Annotated in this window: 13 protein-coding genes, 3 tRNA genes and 1 rRNA gene; 15 read left to right on the top strand and 2 right to left on the bottom strand. The window is 53.8% G+C overall.

The features are described 5' to 3' along the window. The 5 genes from ACI7RC_RS09510 to ACI7RC_RS09490 all read left to right on the top strand — a co-directional run. Positions 1 to 160 (top strand): 23S ribosomal RNA (locus ACI7RC_RS09510); the annotation flags it as partial. A 57-nt stretch (positions 161 to 217) separates the two neighbouring features. After that, positions 218 to 294, top strand: a tRNA-Arg gene (locus tag ACI7RC_RS09505). A gap of 48 nt (positions 295 to 342) precedes the next feature. Continuing rightward, a tRNA-Pro gene (locus ACI7RC_RS09500) sits at positions 343 to 419 on the top strand. A 9-nt stretch (positions 420 to 428) separates the two neighbouring features. Then, positions 429 to 511, top strand: a tRNA-Leu gene (locus ACI7RC_RS09495). A gap of 268 nt (positions 512 to 779) precedes the next feature. Next, positions 780 to 977, top strand: coding sequence for a hypothetical protein (locus tag ACI7RC_RS09490; protein WP_408107990.1), 198 nt, complete (start codon positions 780 to 782; stop codon positions 975 to 977). A gap of 315 nt (positions 978 to 1,292) precedes the next feature. Here ACI7RC_RS09490 and ACI7RC_RS09485 read toward each other — a convergent pair whose 3' ends face one another. Continuing rightward, a complete protein-coding gene (locus tag ACI7RC_RS09485) occupies positions 1,293 to 1,571 on the bottom strand; it encodes a hypothetical protein (RefSeq protein ID WP_408107989.1) in 279 nt (92 codons plus the stop codon). Between the two features lie 249 nt (positions 1,572 to 1,820). On the opposite strand from ACI7RC_RS09485, the gene ACI7RC_RS09480 reads away from it, so the two are divergent. Then, positions 1,821 to 2,795, top strand: a complete 975-nt coding sequence (locus tag ACI7RC_RS09480; RefSeq protein ID WP_408107988.1) for an aldo/keto reductase — start codon at positions 1,821 to 1,823, stop codon at positions 2,793 to 2,795. Positions 2,796 to 2,912: 117 nt separating this feature from the next. Continuing rightward, positions 2,913 to 3,434: a type 1 glutamine amidotransferase domain-containing protein gene (locus tag ACI7RC_RS09475; RefSeq protein WP_408108004.1), complete on the top strand. Its 522-nt coding sequence runs from the start codon at positions 2,913 to 2,915 to the stop codon at positions 3,432 to 3,434. Between the two features lie 106 nt (positions 3,435 to 3,540). On the opposite strand, the gene shc is transcribed toward ACI7RC_RS09475, so the two are convergent. After that, a complete protein-coding gene (gene shc, locus ACI7RC_RS09470; RefSeq protein ID WP_408107987.1) occupies positions 3,541 to 5,421 on the bottom strand; it encodes a squalene--hopene cyclase in 1,881 nt (626 codons plus the stop codon). A gap of 315 nt (positions 5,422 to 5,736) precedes the next feature. Here shc and ACI7RC_RS09465 point away from each other — a divergent pair, with 315 nt between their 5' ends. The 8 genes from ACI7RC_RS09465 (at position 5,737) to cimA (ending at position 15,210) form a co-directional block, all read left to right on the top strand. Next, positions 5,737 to 7,374 carry a dynamin family protein gene (locus tag ACI7RC_RS09465; RefSeq protein ID WP_408107986.1) on the top strand — a complete coding sequence of 546 codons (1,638 nt, stop codon included), beginning with the start codon at positions 5,737 to 5,739 and terminating at the stop codon, positions 7,372 to 7,374. Positions 7,375 to 7,381: 7 nt separating this feature from the next. After that, positions 7,382 to 9,346 (top strand): dynamin family protein, encoded by a 1,965-nt coding sequence (locus ACI7RC_RS09460; protein ID WP_408107985.1) that lies wholly within the window; start codon positions 7,382 to 7,384, stop codon positions 9,344 to 9,346. A 451-nt stretch (positions 9,347 to 9,797) separates the two neighbouring features. Continuing rightward, positions 9,798 to 10,004, top strand: a complete 207-nt coding sequence (locus tag ACI7RC_RS09455; RefSeq protein WP_408107984.1) for a cold shock domain-containing protein — start codon at positions 9,798 to 9,800, stop codon at positions 10,002 to 10,004. Positions 10,005 to 10,187: 183 nt separating this feature from the next. Then, complete coding sequence (locus ACI7RC_RS09450; protein ID WP_408107983.1) at positions 10,188 to 10,643, top strand: S-layer homology domain-containing protein; 456 nt, start codon at positions 10,188 to 10,190, stop codon at positions 10,641 to 10,643. Further along, entirely contained in the window at positions 10,612 to 11,187 is a 576-nt protein-coding gene (locus tag ACI7RC_RS09445; RefSeq protein WP_408107982.1) for a hypothetical protein, read from the top strand. The genes ACI7RC_RS09450 and ACI7RC_RS09445 overlap by 32 nt, the downstream gene beginning before the upstream one ends. 134 nt (positions 11,188 to 11,321) lie before the next feature. Continuing rightward, a complete protein-coding gene (locus ACI7RC_RS09440; RefSeq protein WP_408107981.1) occupies positions 11,322 to 12,518 on the top strand; it encodes an amidohydrolase in 1,197 nt (398 codons plus the stop codon). 103 nt (positions 12,519 to 12,621) lie between these two features. Beyond that, positions 12,622 to 13,455, top strand: a complete 834-nt coding sequence (locus ACI7RC_RS09435) for an alpha/beta hydrolase (RefSeq protein WP_408107980.1) — start codon at positions 12,622 to 12,624, stop codon at positions 13,453 to 13,455. Positions 13,456 to 13,584: 129 nt separating this feature from the next. After that, positions 13,585 to 15,210, top strand: a complete 1,626-nt coding sequence (gene cimA, locus ACI7RC_RS09430) for a citramalate synthase (RefSeq protein ID WP_408108003.1) — start codon at positions 13,585 to 13,587, stop codon at positions 15,208 to 15,210. Positions 15,211 to 15,250 lie beyond the last annotated feature (40 nt).

Here is a 15,250-nt window from a genome sequence, read left to right as displayed (position 1 = left end):
AAGCGCTGAAAGCATCTAAGCGTGAAGCCCCCTTCAAGATGAGACTTCCCACAGCATAAGCTGGTAAGACCCCTCATAGACGATGAGGTTGATAGGTTCGGTGTGGAAGCGCGGCAACGCGTGGAGCTGACGAATACTAATCGGTCGAGGACTTATCCACATTTCCCTTTGCTTGATTGCGTATCCGGTTTTGAAGGAATAATTCCTTCTTATATATGTGCCCTTAGCTCAGCTGGATAGAGCGTTTGACTACGAATCAAAAGGTCGGGAGTTCGAATCTCTCAGGGCACGCCATTCTACCACAAAAACGATCCAGTTTTGCAGCGTAGTTTGAGTTCTTTTCGGGAAGTGGCTCAGCTTGGTAGAGCGCTTGGTTCGGGACCAAGAGGTCGCAGGTTCAAATCCTGTCTTCCCGACCATCTTAATATGCCGGTATGGCGGAATTGGCAGACGCGCGCGACTCAAAATCGTGAGGGAAACCGTGGGGGTTCAAGTCCCTCTACCGGCACCATACATATTTGTTTGAAAGCTTCGAGACGATGAATAATCCGTTTCGGGGCTTTTTTCATGGCTTCTGCTCACATATAAAGATTCCCGAGGTCGTACCGTTTCGTGCCGAATGAAACAATCAGTCGGTTGTTCTTCCAGTGAAGCGGACGAGGTTGGTATCGATGCAAAATCGGTTAACATAGAAATAAAACCAGTTCAGGAGGTCCTTGTACCTGGACGTGCCATTCTTATTGATGCCCATGTAACACAGAATTCTAATGATGTAAAAGATGCCGAAGAGGTCACGTTTTGATGAAACGATTGCCGCATCCTCTAGTAAAGACGGCATATATCGTATCAAAACGCTGTTTTCGGAAGGTGGGGCATATGGTGTGACAGTTCACGTTTTGGATAAAGGTGTTACGATTACATCACCTGAAACGGAACTGACCATTGCTGATAGTGAATTTAGCACACAAGCCCCTTGAGGAATTCCGAGTTTGAAAATGTCAGGTGGAAATATCAAATCGAGAGTTTATATCTGAATATTCAAATGGTTATTAAGCGATTCTTCTTGCTTATTGCAAGTGGGCCCGGTTTTCCGGCGCCCACTTTTTCGCATCACTAATTGCTAGAAAAATAACCGGAATGACTTCTAAAGAGAAATCGCATCCAGCGAAGGCTTATCTTTAAGGACAATGGAAATAAAGTCGCGGATGTATCCCTCAAGGTATTCCGGTTCATGAGAACAAAGTACATTATTATTAGTAAACCGGACTCCTTGAACGTCAACCTTGGCTAACTCACCCCGTATCATGTATTGATTTGCTATAATCGATGGAACGAAGCTTACCCCATATTTCAGTTGGTTTGATAAGCTTTTGCCCAAAGGGGTAAGAACCATCTTCCTGCCTTTTTTTCAAATAAAATGACATTATACTGCCTTTCAAAACTTCGAAATTGAGATGAAATAGCAGGTTGCTGATATTTAGTTTTTTTGAGGCACTTGTAACGCTTCCGGTAAGCGCAACATAATAAAACAGCATCAATGCATGCAGATTAATCGTAGTCAAACGCATCACCATCTATACCTTTTATTGATATATAGTATCAAACATATATAAAAATTTTATGTTTAGTTTCACATCAGTTAACGGGAAGGAAGAGTATGGGATAAAAAGTTTTAGAACGTGAAAAGCACCAGCTGTATGTGCAGATTGACGGGTGGAAAATAAAGAATTAGTATAATACCCAGTGTGGCCCCTGCTCAATAAGGGGGGCACGAAGCAGATAAGACTTACACGAATCTGTTTGAAAGGGGCCGGTTATGCATGAAATTTTATCGATTAGGCGGCAGCGGATTGAAAGTATCGGCGTTAGGTCTTGGCACGAATGCGTTTGGAGGACGTGCCGACGAGGCGACCTCCATACGCATCATCCATCATGCACTGGACAGCGGCATTACTTTTATCGATACGGCAAATATCTACACCGGGTCGGAATCGGAGAGAATCATCGGTAAAGCATTAGAGGGCAGGCGAGACCAGGTAGTGCTGGCGACGAAGGCAGGGTTGGTTCAGGGAGAAGGCCCCAATGACAGAGGATCTTCGCGCTATCACCTGCAGCGTGAATTGGAGAGCAGCTTAAGGCGGCTGAAGACCGATTATGTGGATCTGTATCAAATCCATACCTTTGATCCCGATACACCGCTGGAAGAAACGCTGCGGACACTGGACGATATGGTTCGCTCCGGAAAAGTCCGGTACATCGGGGCGTCGAATTACGCGGCGTGGGAATTGATGAAAGCCCTTGGCATCAGTGAACGGCTGGGGTTAAACCGGTTTGTTTCCTTTCAGACCAGTTACTCTCTGGCCGACCGGACACCGGAGTTGGAGACGATTCCGCTAGCTTTGGATCAAGGTCTCGGCATTATTCCGTATTACCCGCTGGCTGGCGGAATATTGACTGGAAAGTACGCGACTCTGGACACGACACCGGAGGGATCGCGAGCCGTGACGGATCCAAAATTTAAAAGGTTCTTCAATCCCAGCAGAATCGCCTTGGGACAACAAGTGAGCCGTTTAGCGAATGAGGCAGGATGTTCGGCGAGCGTGCTGTCACTGGCATGGCTCATGCACCAGCCTGCTGTTTCGACGGTGATTGTCGGGGCAACCAAGGTGGAGCAATTGGAAGAGAATCTGAAAAGCGCGTCTTACGACCTTGATGAAACTCAGCTTCAAGAACTGGATCGCATCAGCCGGGATTGCCGCTATGGAGAGCCGTTTGCCGTATTCCGCTTAACCTGACAAGACTGTCCGGGCGGGTGAGGCCGGACAGCTGGAAGAGAGCATCGGATGAAAGTCTTTTATCGTCTGAATCGTGATACAATGGATGGGAATGAACTCGGACAAGGGGTTGAGAAAATGCGGTTGGAAGGCAAAAAAGTCGTTTGCTACATTGAAAACGAGTTTGAGGACTTGGAGCTTTGGTATCCGGTCCTTCGTCTGAGAGAAGAAGGAGCCCAGGTGGACATCGTCGGACCGAAGGAAAATCATACCTATACGGGAAAATACGGTGTACCGTGCAGCTCGGATAAAGCGATCGACCAGGTGAAGCCCGAGGAGTATGACGGTGTGCTGGTTCCCGGCGGATGGGCGCCTGATAAGCTGCGCCGCTATCCGGAGATTTTGTCGTTTATCCAGGCGATGGACAAGGCCAAAAAACCGATTGGCCATATCTGTCACGCCGGTTGGGTACTGGTGTCGGCGAAGATCCTGCAAGGGGTGAAGACTACCTCAACGCCAGGAATCAAGGATGATATGGAAAACGCGGGAGCGATCTGGGTAGACGAGGAAGTCGTCGTCGATGGACACATTGTCGGTTCCCGCCGTCCTCCCGATCTGCCGGCATACGCCAAAGCCTTCGCCGATCTGCTGGCAAAATAGTTTGCGGCAAATGGATATCAGACATCACTCCCGGCCAGAATCGGCGGCGATCGCCGATTCAAAGGCCGGGAGTCGTTCATATTTCGGCGTTTCCCCCGTATCGTGTCTACGGCAAGAAAACGGCTGCATACTTTTCACGGTAGTGGCTGAGCGCGAGCAGCGGCCAAATGTAGCGGTAACTGTGGTAATGGATGTACAGGCCGCCGGGCAGACCCGCTCCGGTCGGGTAGGAAGCGGTCCAATCCCGTTTGTCCAGGGAAATAAGCAGGTATTGGATGCCTCGTTCCAGTTCAGCCGTCGGTTCTGCGCCCCCAGCTATTAGAGCGTCGACGGCCCATGCGGTCTGCGAAGGTGTGCTGGCCCCGAGCGGCGTATACTTTTTGGAGATGTCGCTTCGGCAGGATTCCCCCCAGCCGCCGTCCGGATTTTGAATCCGCAAGAGCCACGCGACGGCTTTGCGGATCGCCGGGTGATCGCCTGGCAGTCCTGCGGCAGCTAGCCCTGTAACAGCCGCCCACGTCCCGTAAATATAAGAAATCCCCCAACGGCCATACCACGATCCGTCTGCTTGCTGATGTCGAAGCAGCCAGTCAACGGCCCGCTGAATATGGCGGTTTTCTGCTTTCATCCCGGCATAATTCCCTAAAAATTCCAAAGTCCTTCCGGTTAGGTCGGCAGTGGACGGATCGGTGGCGGCGGCATCCGCTCCCTCAATCGGCAGATGGCGCAAGATCTCCAGATCGGTGTTCTTGGCAAACGCCGCCCAGCCGCCATCTCTGTTCTGCATGGACAAGAGCCAATCTAGGCCTTTTTTCCAGGAGGCTGCGTAGGTGGGATCGCTGCCTGCCGACCGGCGGATGGAACGCAGGGCCGCCGTGGTATCATCGATATCGGGATGCAAGGTGTTCACGTCGGAAAACCCCCATCCTCCCGGCTCTACACCGGGATTGCGAACGGCCCAATCACCGTAGCGGCGCTGCTGTCTGGAGAGCAGATACGCGTTCGCCTTGGCGATCATCGGGGCGGATGCGGGGACTCCGGCCGTCTGCAGGGCGTAACTGAGCAAGGCGGTGTCCCAGACCGTAGACGTGGCCTCCTGGATATGCGGGAATCCATCAGCCTGACAAGCCAGCCCCTTGATTCCGCCAATAGCCTGGGAGATGACCGGATGATGCAGCGGATAACCGAGTGCCAGCAGGGCGAAGATCATAAAAAAAGTCGTACTGAAGTAGCTGTACAGGGTTCCATCCGGTTCCACTCTCTCCAGCATGAAACGTTCAGCCGCCTGCAAGCCCAACGTGTTCAGCGCCTCGGGCAGAAGCGGGACGTGCCTTGCCCCTCGCCTGATCAGGTCGTAGAGGATTTGCCAGGCAGGTACATGTTTCTCAGCAATGGACCTTTCTGTGACCAGATCTGCGAGATCGGGTGCATTTGTTGGCTTGACTGCAAATTTTTGCTGATAAGAAGCCATGATGGGTGCGATATGTACTCTGGCGTAACTGGAAAAGTCAAAAAAATGGACCGGGGAAAAAGGCGGCAGGAGCATGATTTCAAGCGGAAGAAAATGCTTCATCCAGGGAAGCTGTCCGGTCAGGGACAACATGATCCTCGTCATGAAACTGACGTTGGAAAGTCCGCCGCGGGACAGGATGAAGCGCTTCGCCGCGAGCAAGTTCCCGTCCGTTTTTCGCCGGTAACCCGCATAGAGCAGCGCGAAGTAGGCTTCCACAGTCGCGGTCAGATTTCCCGGCTTCTCGTCAGGAAACAGCCTCCAGGCGCCGTTATCTCCTTGCCTGCGGGCAATCCGCTCTGCCAGCCTGCTGATCAGCTCATTTTCCGCGAGGCCAAGGGAACGCAGCAGGATGATCGCATACGCATCTGTCATCGTCCCCGTTTCAAAGCAGAAGCGCCAGGAGCCATCTGACTCTTGCTCCTTTTGCAGCCGGCTGACCAGGCGATCGATAGCGGCATCTACATGACTAGCCACAAGCAAACCTTCCTCTCCGAAGAATCGTGCCTAGTGGTACGTTATGCGCCGCCAATAAAAAGGTGAGATTGCCTGCACCTTCTGTCCGGTTCCGCCCGTTACCGGATGAGAAAAACTTGGCTTATCGCCAAGCCAAATAGCGAAAGCCATAGTTTTTATTCTACTTTCATCATTTAATGCGTTAGCGAAATTAAACTTTCCGAATGTATAAAAAATGTCAAATCATGCCTGGAAAACCTGTCAACACGGATTGAACAAATAGGAGGAGTATGGTACATTCGGCATGGTAGAATAGATAGGTGGAGATGATCAACAGTGAACATAGATCAACAGTTGGCGAAACACAGAGATGCGAGCCAGCTTGCAAGCTCCCTGCAGCGTGCGGCAGAAGAAATCCGCCGGGGCGGGGACGAACCAAATGCTGTGAAGCTCATGCAGCTCGCGGACAAAACGCGAGGCAAGGAGATGAACATCGCCTTTTGCGGCCACTTTTCAGCGGGCAAATCGACGATGATCAATACATTGCTGGGCAGGGAACTGCTGCCGTCCAATCCGATTCCCACCAGCGCCAATGTGGTGAAAATTCGCGGCGGCGAACCGGCTGCCCGCGTCTATACTCGTAAAAATGGAGTGCTGACATTCGACCCTGACACGGAAATGGAGCAGCTGAAGGCGTATGCCGTCGACGGAGATGCGGTGGAATGGGTGGAGATCAGCTACCCGGGCTTATTCCTGGGAGAAGAGACCAGCCTGCTGGACACCCCAGGGATCGATTCGACCGACGCGGCCCACAAGATCGCGACAGAATCGGCGCTTCATCTCGCGGACGTGGTGATCTACATGATGGATTACAACCACGTTCAGGCGGAAGAAAATTTCAATTTTACCAAAACATTGAAAGATCGAGAAAAACCAGTCTATCTCGTGATTAACATGATCGACAAGCACGTTGATTTTGAGTTGGACTTCGACAGCTACAAAGAGAGTGTAGAAGAGGCATTTGCCATGTGGAACATTCGCCCGGACGGCATTTTCTACACATCCCTGGCGGAGCCGGACCACCCGGAAAACCAGTTTGACCAATTTCGTGCCAAGCTCTTGGAATTGCTGGGGCAAAAAGAGGCGTTGATTGAAGCCAGCGTGATTCAATCGGCACTTCACCTCGTAGATGAACACGTGCGATTTCTTGCCAGGCAGCAGGAAGGCGAGCGTCAGAAGTGGGAAGAAGCTCTTACTGTCGAGGTCGAAGGAGTGGACGTCGGCAGCCGCGATGATGTAAACCTGGCACTCCTGGCAGTGGAGACCAGGCAAAATAACCTCTCCATCCGGGTGAAGACAGCCGAGGAAGAGATGGAGAGCGAGCTCTCCAAATTATTGGACAATGCCAGACTCACTTACTACAGCACCAATGAAGCGGCAGAACGCTACCTGGAAAGCCGCAAGCCGGGCTTTAAAGTCGGGTTGCTCTTCTCCGGAAAAAAGACGGAAGAGGAGCGTGCCGCGAGGTTAGAGGCGCTGCTCGGGGATTTCAGGGAGAAAGTGGCGTCCAACCTCGACTGGCATTTTAAACAGCTGATCGCCAAGTTCCCGGAGGCGTACGGCCTCCGCGACGAAGCGTTCCATGCCGCTGTGCACGCCGTCAATATCGAGGTGACGCCCGAGATGCTTGCAGGACAGGTGAAGGAGGGCGCCGGCACCCGTGAATACGTGCTTAACTACTGCAAGGATATATCCGATGCAGTAAAGGCGGAGTACCGGCGGGTCGGCCTGGAGCTGATCGGACAGGTGACGGCAAGCTTGTCCGCTGCCGTCCGCGAGGAGAGCCAAGAACTTGATCACAAACGGGATCAACTGCGCAGCTTGATGGAAGCCCACCAAGCACTTGAAGCTTTGTCAAAACGGGAAGAGGACGCAAGAGCACGGCTCTGTGCGATACTGCTAGAGGGAGAGTAAACAAACAATGAATCAATCGAAAGCGAAGCTGCTGGACGCAGCGAATCGGCTGCGCAGCGCAAGCGAGCAGATTGCCCATGTGCCGGGCATGCTGGCACAAGCCAAGGCGATGCGGGAGCGAGCCGACAGACTGGAGGCTAACCGTTTTACCGTTGCCTTGTTTGGAGCGTTTAGCGCGGGAAAATCTTCGTTTGCCAACGCATTGATGGGAGATATGGTGCTGCCGGTTTCCCCAAACCCGACGACGGCGGCAATCAATAAAATCTTGCCGACTACGCCGGAACGTCCGCACGGCACTGTCAGGGTGGTGCTCAAAACGGAAGAAGCGATAGAAGGAGATGTGCTCCGTTCGCTTGCGGTATTTGGCATTCAGGCTGCCGATTTGCACGACGGGCTGAATGCGGTGAACGGCATTGACGTAGCACAGATCGCGCCGGCGGCAAAGCCGCACTACTCGTTTTTAAAAGCGGTCATAAAGGGCATGCCGGAAATGGGAGAGCACATCGGCGGCGAACTGATCGTCGACATGCAAGCGTTTAAAAGCTTTGTCGCCAAAGAGGACAAAGCTTGTTTTGCCGAGTACATCGAGCTGTTCTACGATTGTCCGCTGACGGAACAGGGCATCATTCTGGTAGACACGCCGGGCGCCGATTCGATCAACGCCCGCCATACCGGGGTCGCCTTCGACTACATGAAAAACGCCGATGCGGTGCTGTTCGTCACGTATTACAACCACGCGTTTTCACAGGCAGACCACGAATTCCTGCTGCAGATGGGGCGGGTCAAGGACACGTTTGAACTGGATAAAATGTTCTTCCTCGTCAACGCTGCCGATCTCGCCGCATCCCGGGAAGAACTGGACGATGTCCTGCAGCACATCGAAAAAAATCTGCTCTCCTGCGGGATTCGCCACCCGCGCCTGTATCCGGTGTCGAGCCAGACGGCGCTATTGGCCCGGCTGCATGAAAAGGGCAAGCTGTCGGCCTCCGCGGAAAAAGTATACCGGCAGCGCACGCAAACAGGCGAGGGCGATCCGCTTCCGGAAGCCGGGCAGGCCCTAGCGCTCTCAGGCCTGCTGGACTTTGAACGAGATTTTTCGCAGTTCACGATCGAAGAACTGACGCAGATGTCGGTGGAGGCGGCAAACGGCGAAATCCGCCGTGCCAAAGCGACACTGGGCGAGATGATCGCAGCGGCACAGGAGGGGGAACAAGCCAGACAGCTGCGCCGGCAACAGGCAGAAGCGGCCCGCCAATCCGCTATTATGCGGGTAACATCCGTGTCCGCCGCTTCAGAGGAACGCGATCTGGCCAAAGAGCGGGAGGAACTGCTGTTCTACGTCAAGCAGCGGTTGTTCTTCCGGTTTGGCGAATTGTTTAACTATGCATTTAACCCGTCGGTGATAATTGATGACGGCAGGAATCTGAAGCAGGCCTTGCAAGGTTCCCTGCAGGAGCTGCTCCGATCCGTCAGCTACGATCTGGGCCAGGAGCTGCGGGCCACTGCCTTAAGGCTGGAGAAACAGGTTAACAAAAGCGGCAGGCGGCTGATGGAACAGTGGGGGAAGGAACTCGCCCACGATGCCGGCAGTCTTTCACTCTCCCCCTATACAGACTGCAAAGTGGAAACGCCTGAATTTGCCGAGCACCTGCCTGACGCTTCGCCGGCGAAATTTCAGCCAGCCCTGCAGTATTTTAAGAATACGAAGGACTTTTTCGAAGGAGAAGGCAAGAAAAAAGTCCGCGATGAGCTGGAGAAACTGCTTCAGCAGCCGGTAGCCGCCTACCTGGAGGCGGGCGGAGAGCGGCTCGCCGATGCCTTTGCCGCCGCCTTTGCCGACATGGTAGAGCGCTCGAGACAGCAGGTAATCGAACAGGTGGAGGAGTACTACACCGGGATCTTTGCCGCTCTGGATATGAAGGTGGATGTGGACGAGCTTGTCCGCAAGCGGGAACAGCTCATCGAACAATAAGACAAAACGCTCTTCCTGGCAGCGGCCAGAAAGAGCGTTTTGTGATTGGCGGTAAAAACGTGTCGTGTTTATCTGCTTAAAGTCAATGATTAGTTTTCACTCATAGCAACAATTACCAGCAGAATAAACAACACCAGAACGATGAGAAAATCATCGAAGGCTTCGAAAAATCCCATGATGGCTCCCCCCTCTCTGTGCTTTCTTTACATTCTATGGGATTGAAACAATCCTGTTCTCAGCGGGATACCTAATTCAATGAAGAATAGGCCAACCTGAACGAAGAGCCGTCAGCAACCTGTCCTGGTTTCACTTTTGCCTCCGTTTCGGCGGCAGCGGGCTTGTGCCCTTTGCAAAAATTGCGGTTGTTCCATGCGGAGAGAGTTCACCTTACGGGCTGCGTGCATAGGATAAACAAAAGCTTAATTGCTCGCATGCAAGGGAGGAACATTAGATGTACGGTAAAGTAAAATGGTTCAACAAGGAGAAGGGCTACGGGTTTATCGAAAAAGCGGACGGCGGTGACGTATTCGTCCATTTCACCGGGATTGCCGGCAGCGGTTTTCGCAATCTGGAGGAAGGCGAGATGGTGACGTTTGACATCGTCAATGGGCAGCGCGGTCCGCAAGCGGCCAACGTCGTCAAACAAGGGGGAAAATAACAGCAAACCAAATGAGGCCGGGACTGACCAGTTCCGGTTTTTTTACCGCGCCTGCGCCCTGCGGCCGGCTCAAGATGTGCAGCTTTACAGATGAAGAGACGATTTTTTTGGAGGGGTTCGTGATATAATAAACGTATCTTTTTTTGGCATTTTTTTGAATTTTTTTATTAGGGAGTGAAAAAATTGGTATATAGAAGAGTAGGGTCCTGGTTATTGGCGTTCCTTCTGGTATTTTTAATGATACCACTTCAAGCCGCACAATCGGAACGTTCCGGCGCGGAACTGGAACGTCATTGGGCGAAGCAAGTGCTCGAACGCTGGCTGGACAAGGGACTGCTAAGAGGATACAGCGACGGCAGCATCCTTCCGGACAACCCGATCACCCGAGCGGAGATGGTTGCGCTCATCAATCGGGCAGTTGGTTTCAACGAGCAGGCCGCTGCCCATTTTTCTGATGTACATACGTCAGACTGGTTTGCCCGGGAGATTGCCGTCGCGACAGCAGCAGGATACGTCAACGGCTATGGGGACGGAACGTTTTTGCCCAATCATGCGATTACCCGTCAAGTCGGAGCCGGGGAACGCTTCGCTGACAGGAACTGCGGCGGTGAATGCCGTCGGCGGGATTGCAAAATTTAACAACCTGGGGTTGTCGGGAGGAGGCGCGGTTCTACAGTTAGATAAGGTAAGAAACTACTTGTCCTCCCATTTTATCCTGGTGGAAAACATCGACCTCAGTCAGTACAACGCCAACTCAAGCTGGCAGCCGATCGGAACTGTCGAAAATGCCTTTACCGGATCGTTTGACGGTCAAAGGCACACAATCAGCGGATTGAAGATTAATCTACCGGATACTAGGGGTGTTGGATTGTTCAGCAGCATCAGCGGTAATGCTCGCATCAGCAATATTGGACTGGTAGATGCCAAGGTAACAGGCTTCTCCAACACCGGAACCCTGGTAGGCATTATGCAGGGAGGAACCGTTACAGATGCATACGCCCAAGGAAAAGTAACGGGTAAATGTTCTTTCACTTATTCCGGTGGACTCGTCGGAAGTGTGGGGCAAGGCGCAACAGTAAGCCGCTCGTTTGCCAATACTCAGGTTGATGGAACCATGAGCGTCGGAGGGCTAGTGGGAGCAAATAGCGAGTACCCAACCTTGCAATGGCAAACGGCACCTTAAGGATGACGGCAAAATCCGCGGGGCTTAACCAAAAACAGCCCCGCACAATGAACTTTTCCATCGGAATTCTGGTGAATTCTTCATCCATTCTGATAAGATAAAAAAGGAGAGAAATATAGAAAGGGGAAACAGCGATGGAAAACAAGCTTCACGAGCGGTTGGGCCAACTTCTGAAACAACGGGAACAGCAGGTGATCAGCTGGCGCCGCCATTTGCACCAGTATCCGGAGCTGTCTTTTCAAGAGGAGAAGACACCGGCGATGATTGCCGAGATCCTGCGGGGATATAGCCTGGATCAGATCCGTACCGGCGTCGGCGGCAGGGGAGTTGTCGGGCTGTTGAAGGGCGGAAAGCCGGGGCCGACTGTCGCCATCCGGGCAGATTTTGACGCACTGCCGATTCAGGATCAAAAGGATGTCCCCTATAAATCGCGGGTGCCGGGCGTGATGCACGCATGCGGTCACGACGCCCACACCTCCGGACTGCTGGGGCTGGCCGGCGTGCTGGCCGAGCACCGTGCCGAGATCCCGGGGAATATCGTCTTTGTCTTTCAGCACGCGGAAGAAGAAAACCCCGGCGGTGCGATTGCGATGGTGGAAGACGGGGCACTGGATGGAGTGGATGCGATCTTCGGCGCCCATCTGTGGTCGTCATGCCCGTACGGCCATGTCTGGATTGCGTCTGGACCGATCATGGCCAGTGTCGACGACTTTGCGATTGACATCCAGGGCAGAGGCGGACATGGCGCCGTTCCGCAGGAGACGATCGACTCGATTGTGATCGGTTCCCAGGTCGTCACCAATCTGCAGACGATCGCCAGCCGCAATATCAGCCCGATCGACAGCGTCGTCGTCACGGTTGGCACATTTAACGCCGGCGACAACAACAACGTCATCGCCGACTCCTGCCGGATGACCGGGACGGTCCGCTCTTTTTCACCAGAGGTGCGGGACCGCGCCGAACAGCGGGTGAAAGAAATCGTCGCAGGTACGGCTGCCATGCTGGGCGGAAGCGCCAAGGTAGAGTATACCCGCGGCTATCCTGCAGTCGTCAATACCCCTGCCGAAGCTGAAATTGTTCGCGCCGCAGCATCTGCCGTCTGCGGAGAGCAGAAGGTAGAGCAAATGACCCCGACGATGGGCGGAGAGGATTTCTCCTACTACCTGGAGAAGGTGCCGGGCGCGTTTGTCTTTATCGGGGCGGGAAATCCCGAGGTAGGCGCTGCCTATCCGCACCACCATCCCCGTTTTGACATTGACGAGCGGGCGATGCTGATCAGTGCCGAGGTGCTGGGGCGAAGCGCGCTACTGTACATGGAGCAGCAAAAATAATGGATGAGAAGAAGAGCGAAAGCGGCTGGCTTTCGCTTTTTTCGTTGGACGCGGGGCAGCGGAAAACCGTATAATCGAAAAAAAAGCGAAGGGTGGTTGGAGTGTGATCCATTCGTTTGAAATTCCCTTGGAGGATCAATTGGTCATTCGCGGCGATGTGCACGTTCCGGAGGATGGCGGCGAGGCATTGCCCGTGCTGTTTTTTTGCCACGGGTTTAAGGGATTTAAGGACTGGGGAAGCTTTCCGTACGCGGCGGAGGAATTGTCCAAACGCGGGATTGCCGTCATTCGCTTCAACTTCTCCTGCAACGGCGTGGGCAAGAGTCTGACAGAATTTGGCGAACTGGAAAAGTTTGCGGTGAACACGTATGCCCGGGAAGTAGCTGATCTTCAAGCGCTGCTCGCCGCTTTGCGCGAGGGGCGGCTGCCGGCTTCGTCCCGTTTGGACCGGGAGAAGCTGTTCGTCATGGGACACAGCAAGGGCGGCGGTGACGCGATTTTGTTCGGGGCCCACAATCCGGCTGTAACCGGCGTGATTACCTGGAACGGAATTGCCAACGTCGACTTGTTTGATGCCGCCCTGCGGGAACAGATCAAAGCGGAGGGTGTCGGGTATATCGCCAACGCCCGAACCGGACAGCAGATGCCCATTTCCCGCGTGGTGATCGATGATGTGGACCAGCATAGGGAGGAGTACGATCTGCCCGCCAAGGTGGCTGATATGCCGCAGCCCCTGCTGATCGTACAGGGCGACAAGGACTACGCCCGGTTGGTGAATGGGGCCGAGAAGCTTCACCAGGCGGCTGCTCACGGCAGGCTCTACTGGATTCGCGGCGGAGATCACACCTGGAATACTCGGCATCCGTTTGCCGGCACCAGCCCGCAGCTGGAAGAAGCGATCGCGGTGACGGCCGAATTTGTTCATCAAAACGTCTAATTGGCTTGGGAAAAGAGCGGTTCACGCTCTTTTTTTGCTGGATAAGCTGTGGTATACTGAAAGATAATATGCCGAATAGCTAGACAATTGCAGAAATAGATTGACGACAGGAGTTTGGAGATGGAAACCATGAAAGAGCAGAAAATTTGCCTGTACGACACGACCTTGCGCGACGGAACACAGGGAGAAGGCATCAGCCTGTCCGTAGAAGACAAACTGAAAATTGCCAAACAATTGGACCAATTCGGCGTTCCTTTTATCGAAGGCGGCTGGCCGGGCAGCAATCCGAAGGATATGGCGTTTTTTGAGAAAGTAAAAGAGATCCCCTTGGAGAATGCGCGAATCACGGCGTTTGGCAGTACCTGCCGGCCGGGAGTCGCTGCAGCGGAGGACGACAACCTGAAGGCGATCATGGCGAGCGGAGTGAGTGCGGCCGCGATTTTTGGCAAGTCGTGGGATCTGCATGTGACGGAGGCGCTGAAGACGACCTTGGAAGAAAACCTGCGGATGATCTCCGACTCCATCCAGTATTTAAAGCAAAACGGGCTCACCGTTATCTTTGACGCGGAGCATTTTTTTGACGGTTACAAACACAATCCGGACTACGCGATGAGCGTGCTGAAAACGGCGGAAGCGGCGGGAGCTGACTGGCTGGTGCTGTGTGATACGAACGGCGGCAGTCTGCCTCAGGAGATATTTGAAGTGGTCAGCAAAGTTCGCTCCGAACGGCAAGTGCCCATTGGGATTCACGCCCACAACGACGGCGAACTGGCTGTCGCCAACTCCCTGGCAGCGGTCCAGGCCGGAGCGACCCAGGTGCAGGGCACGTTTAACGGGATCGGGGAGCGGTGCGGCAATGCCAATCTAGTCTCGGTGATCCCCAATTTGCAGTTAAAGCTGGGATATCGCTGTGTGGAGCCGGACCAGATGAATCAGCTGACCAAGGTCGCCCGCTATGTTGCGGAGATCGCCAATCTGGTGCTGCCGACCAATCAGCCGTTCGTCGGCAACAGCGCCTTTGCCCATAAAGGCGGCATTCACGTCAGTGCCGTATTGAAAGACCCGCAGACGTACGAGCACATCGAACCGGAGTTGATCGGCAACCGCCGCCGCGTGCTCGTGTCAGAACTGTCCGGACAGAGCAACCTGATTGCCAAGGTGGACGAATGGAACATCTCACTGGATCGGAACCAGCCCGAGGCAAAGGAAGTCATTCGCCAGGTCAAGGAGCGGGAATTCCAGGGATACCAGTACGAAGGGGCAGAAGCATCCCTGTCGCTTCTGCTGCTGGAAGCATCTGGACAGACCCGGGAGCTGTTTACTGTCGAATCGTTTAAGATCTGGATTGAAAAGCAGACCGGACACTCGATCTCTTCGGAGGCGATGGTCAAGCTGCGGGTCAACGGCCAGCTGGTGCACACGGCGGCCGAGGGGAACGGTCCGGTCAACGCGCTCGACAACGCACTGCGCAAAGCGCTTGAGGATTACTTCCCGTCCCTGGCCGAGATGCATTTGGCCGACTACAAAGTCCGCGTGCTGGATGAAAACGGGGCGACGGCGGCCAAGGTTCGCGTGCTCGTCGAGTCGGTTCGCGGCGGAGAGCGGTGGAGCACCGTCGGCGTCTCAACCAACGTCATCGAAGCGAGCTGGGAAGCGCTGATCGACAGTATCCGCTACCTGCTTTGGAAGGAAGGGTATGAAGTGCCTGAGCAGGAGGTTCACGCTGAACAGCGTGAGGGAATCGTCAATCACTAAGTCTGCAAGAGGAGAAAAAGAGGCAGTCCCGAACAAGCCG

Source organism: Brevibacillus sp. B_LB10_24 (assembly GCF_046036945.1).
GTDB lineage: Bacteria > Bacillota > Bacilli > Brevibacillales > Brevibacillaceae > Brevibacillus_C.
The sequence above is the reverse complement of the archived record's forward strand: the minus strand, read 5'-3'. Positions and strand labels throughout refer to the sequence as shown.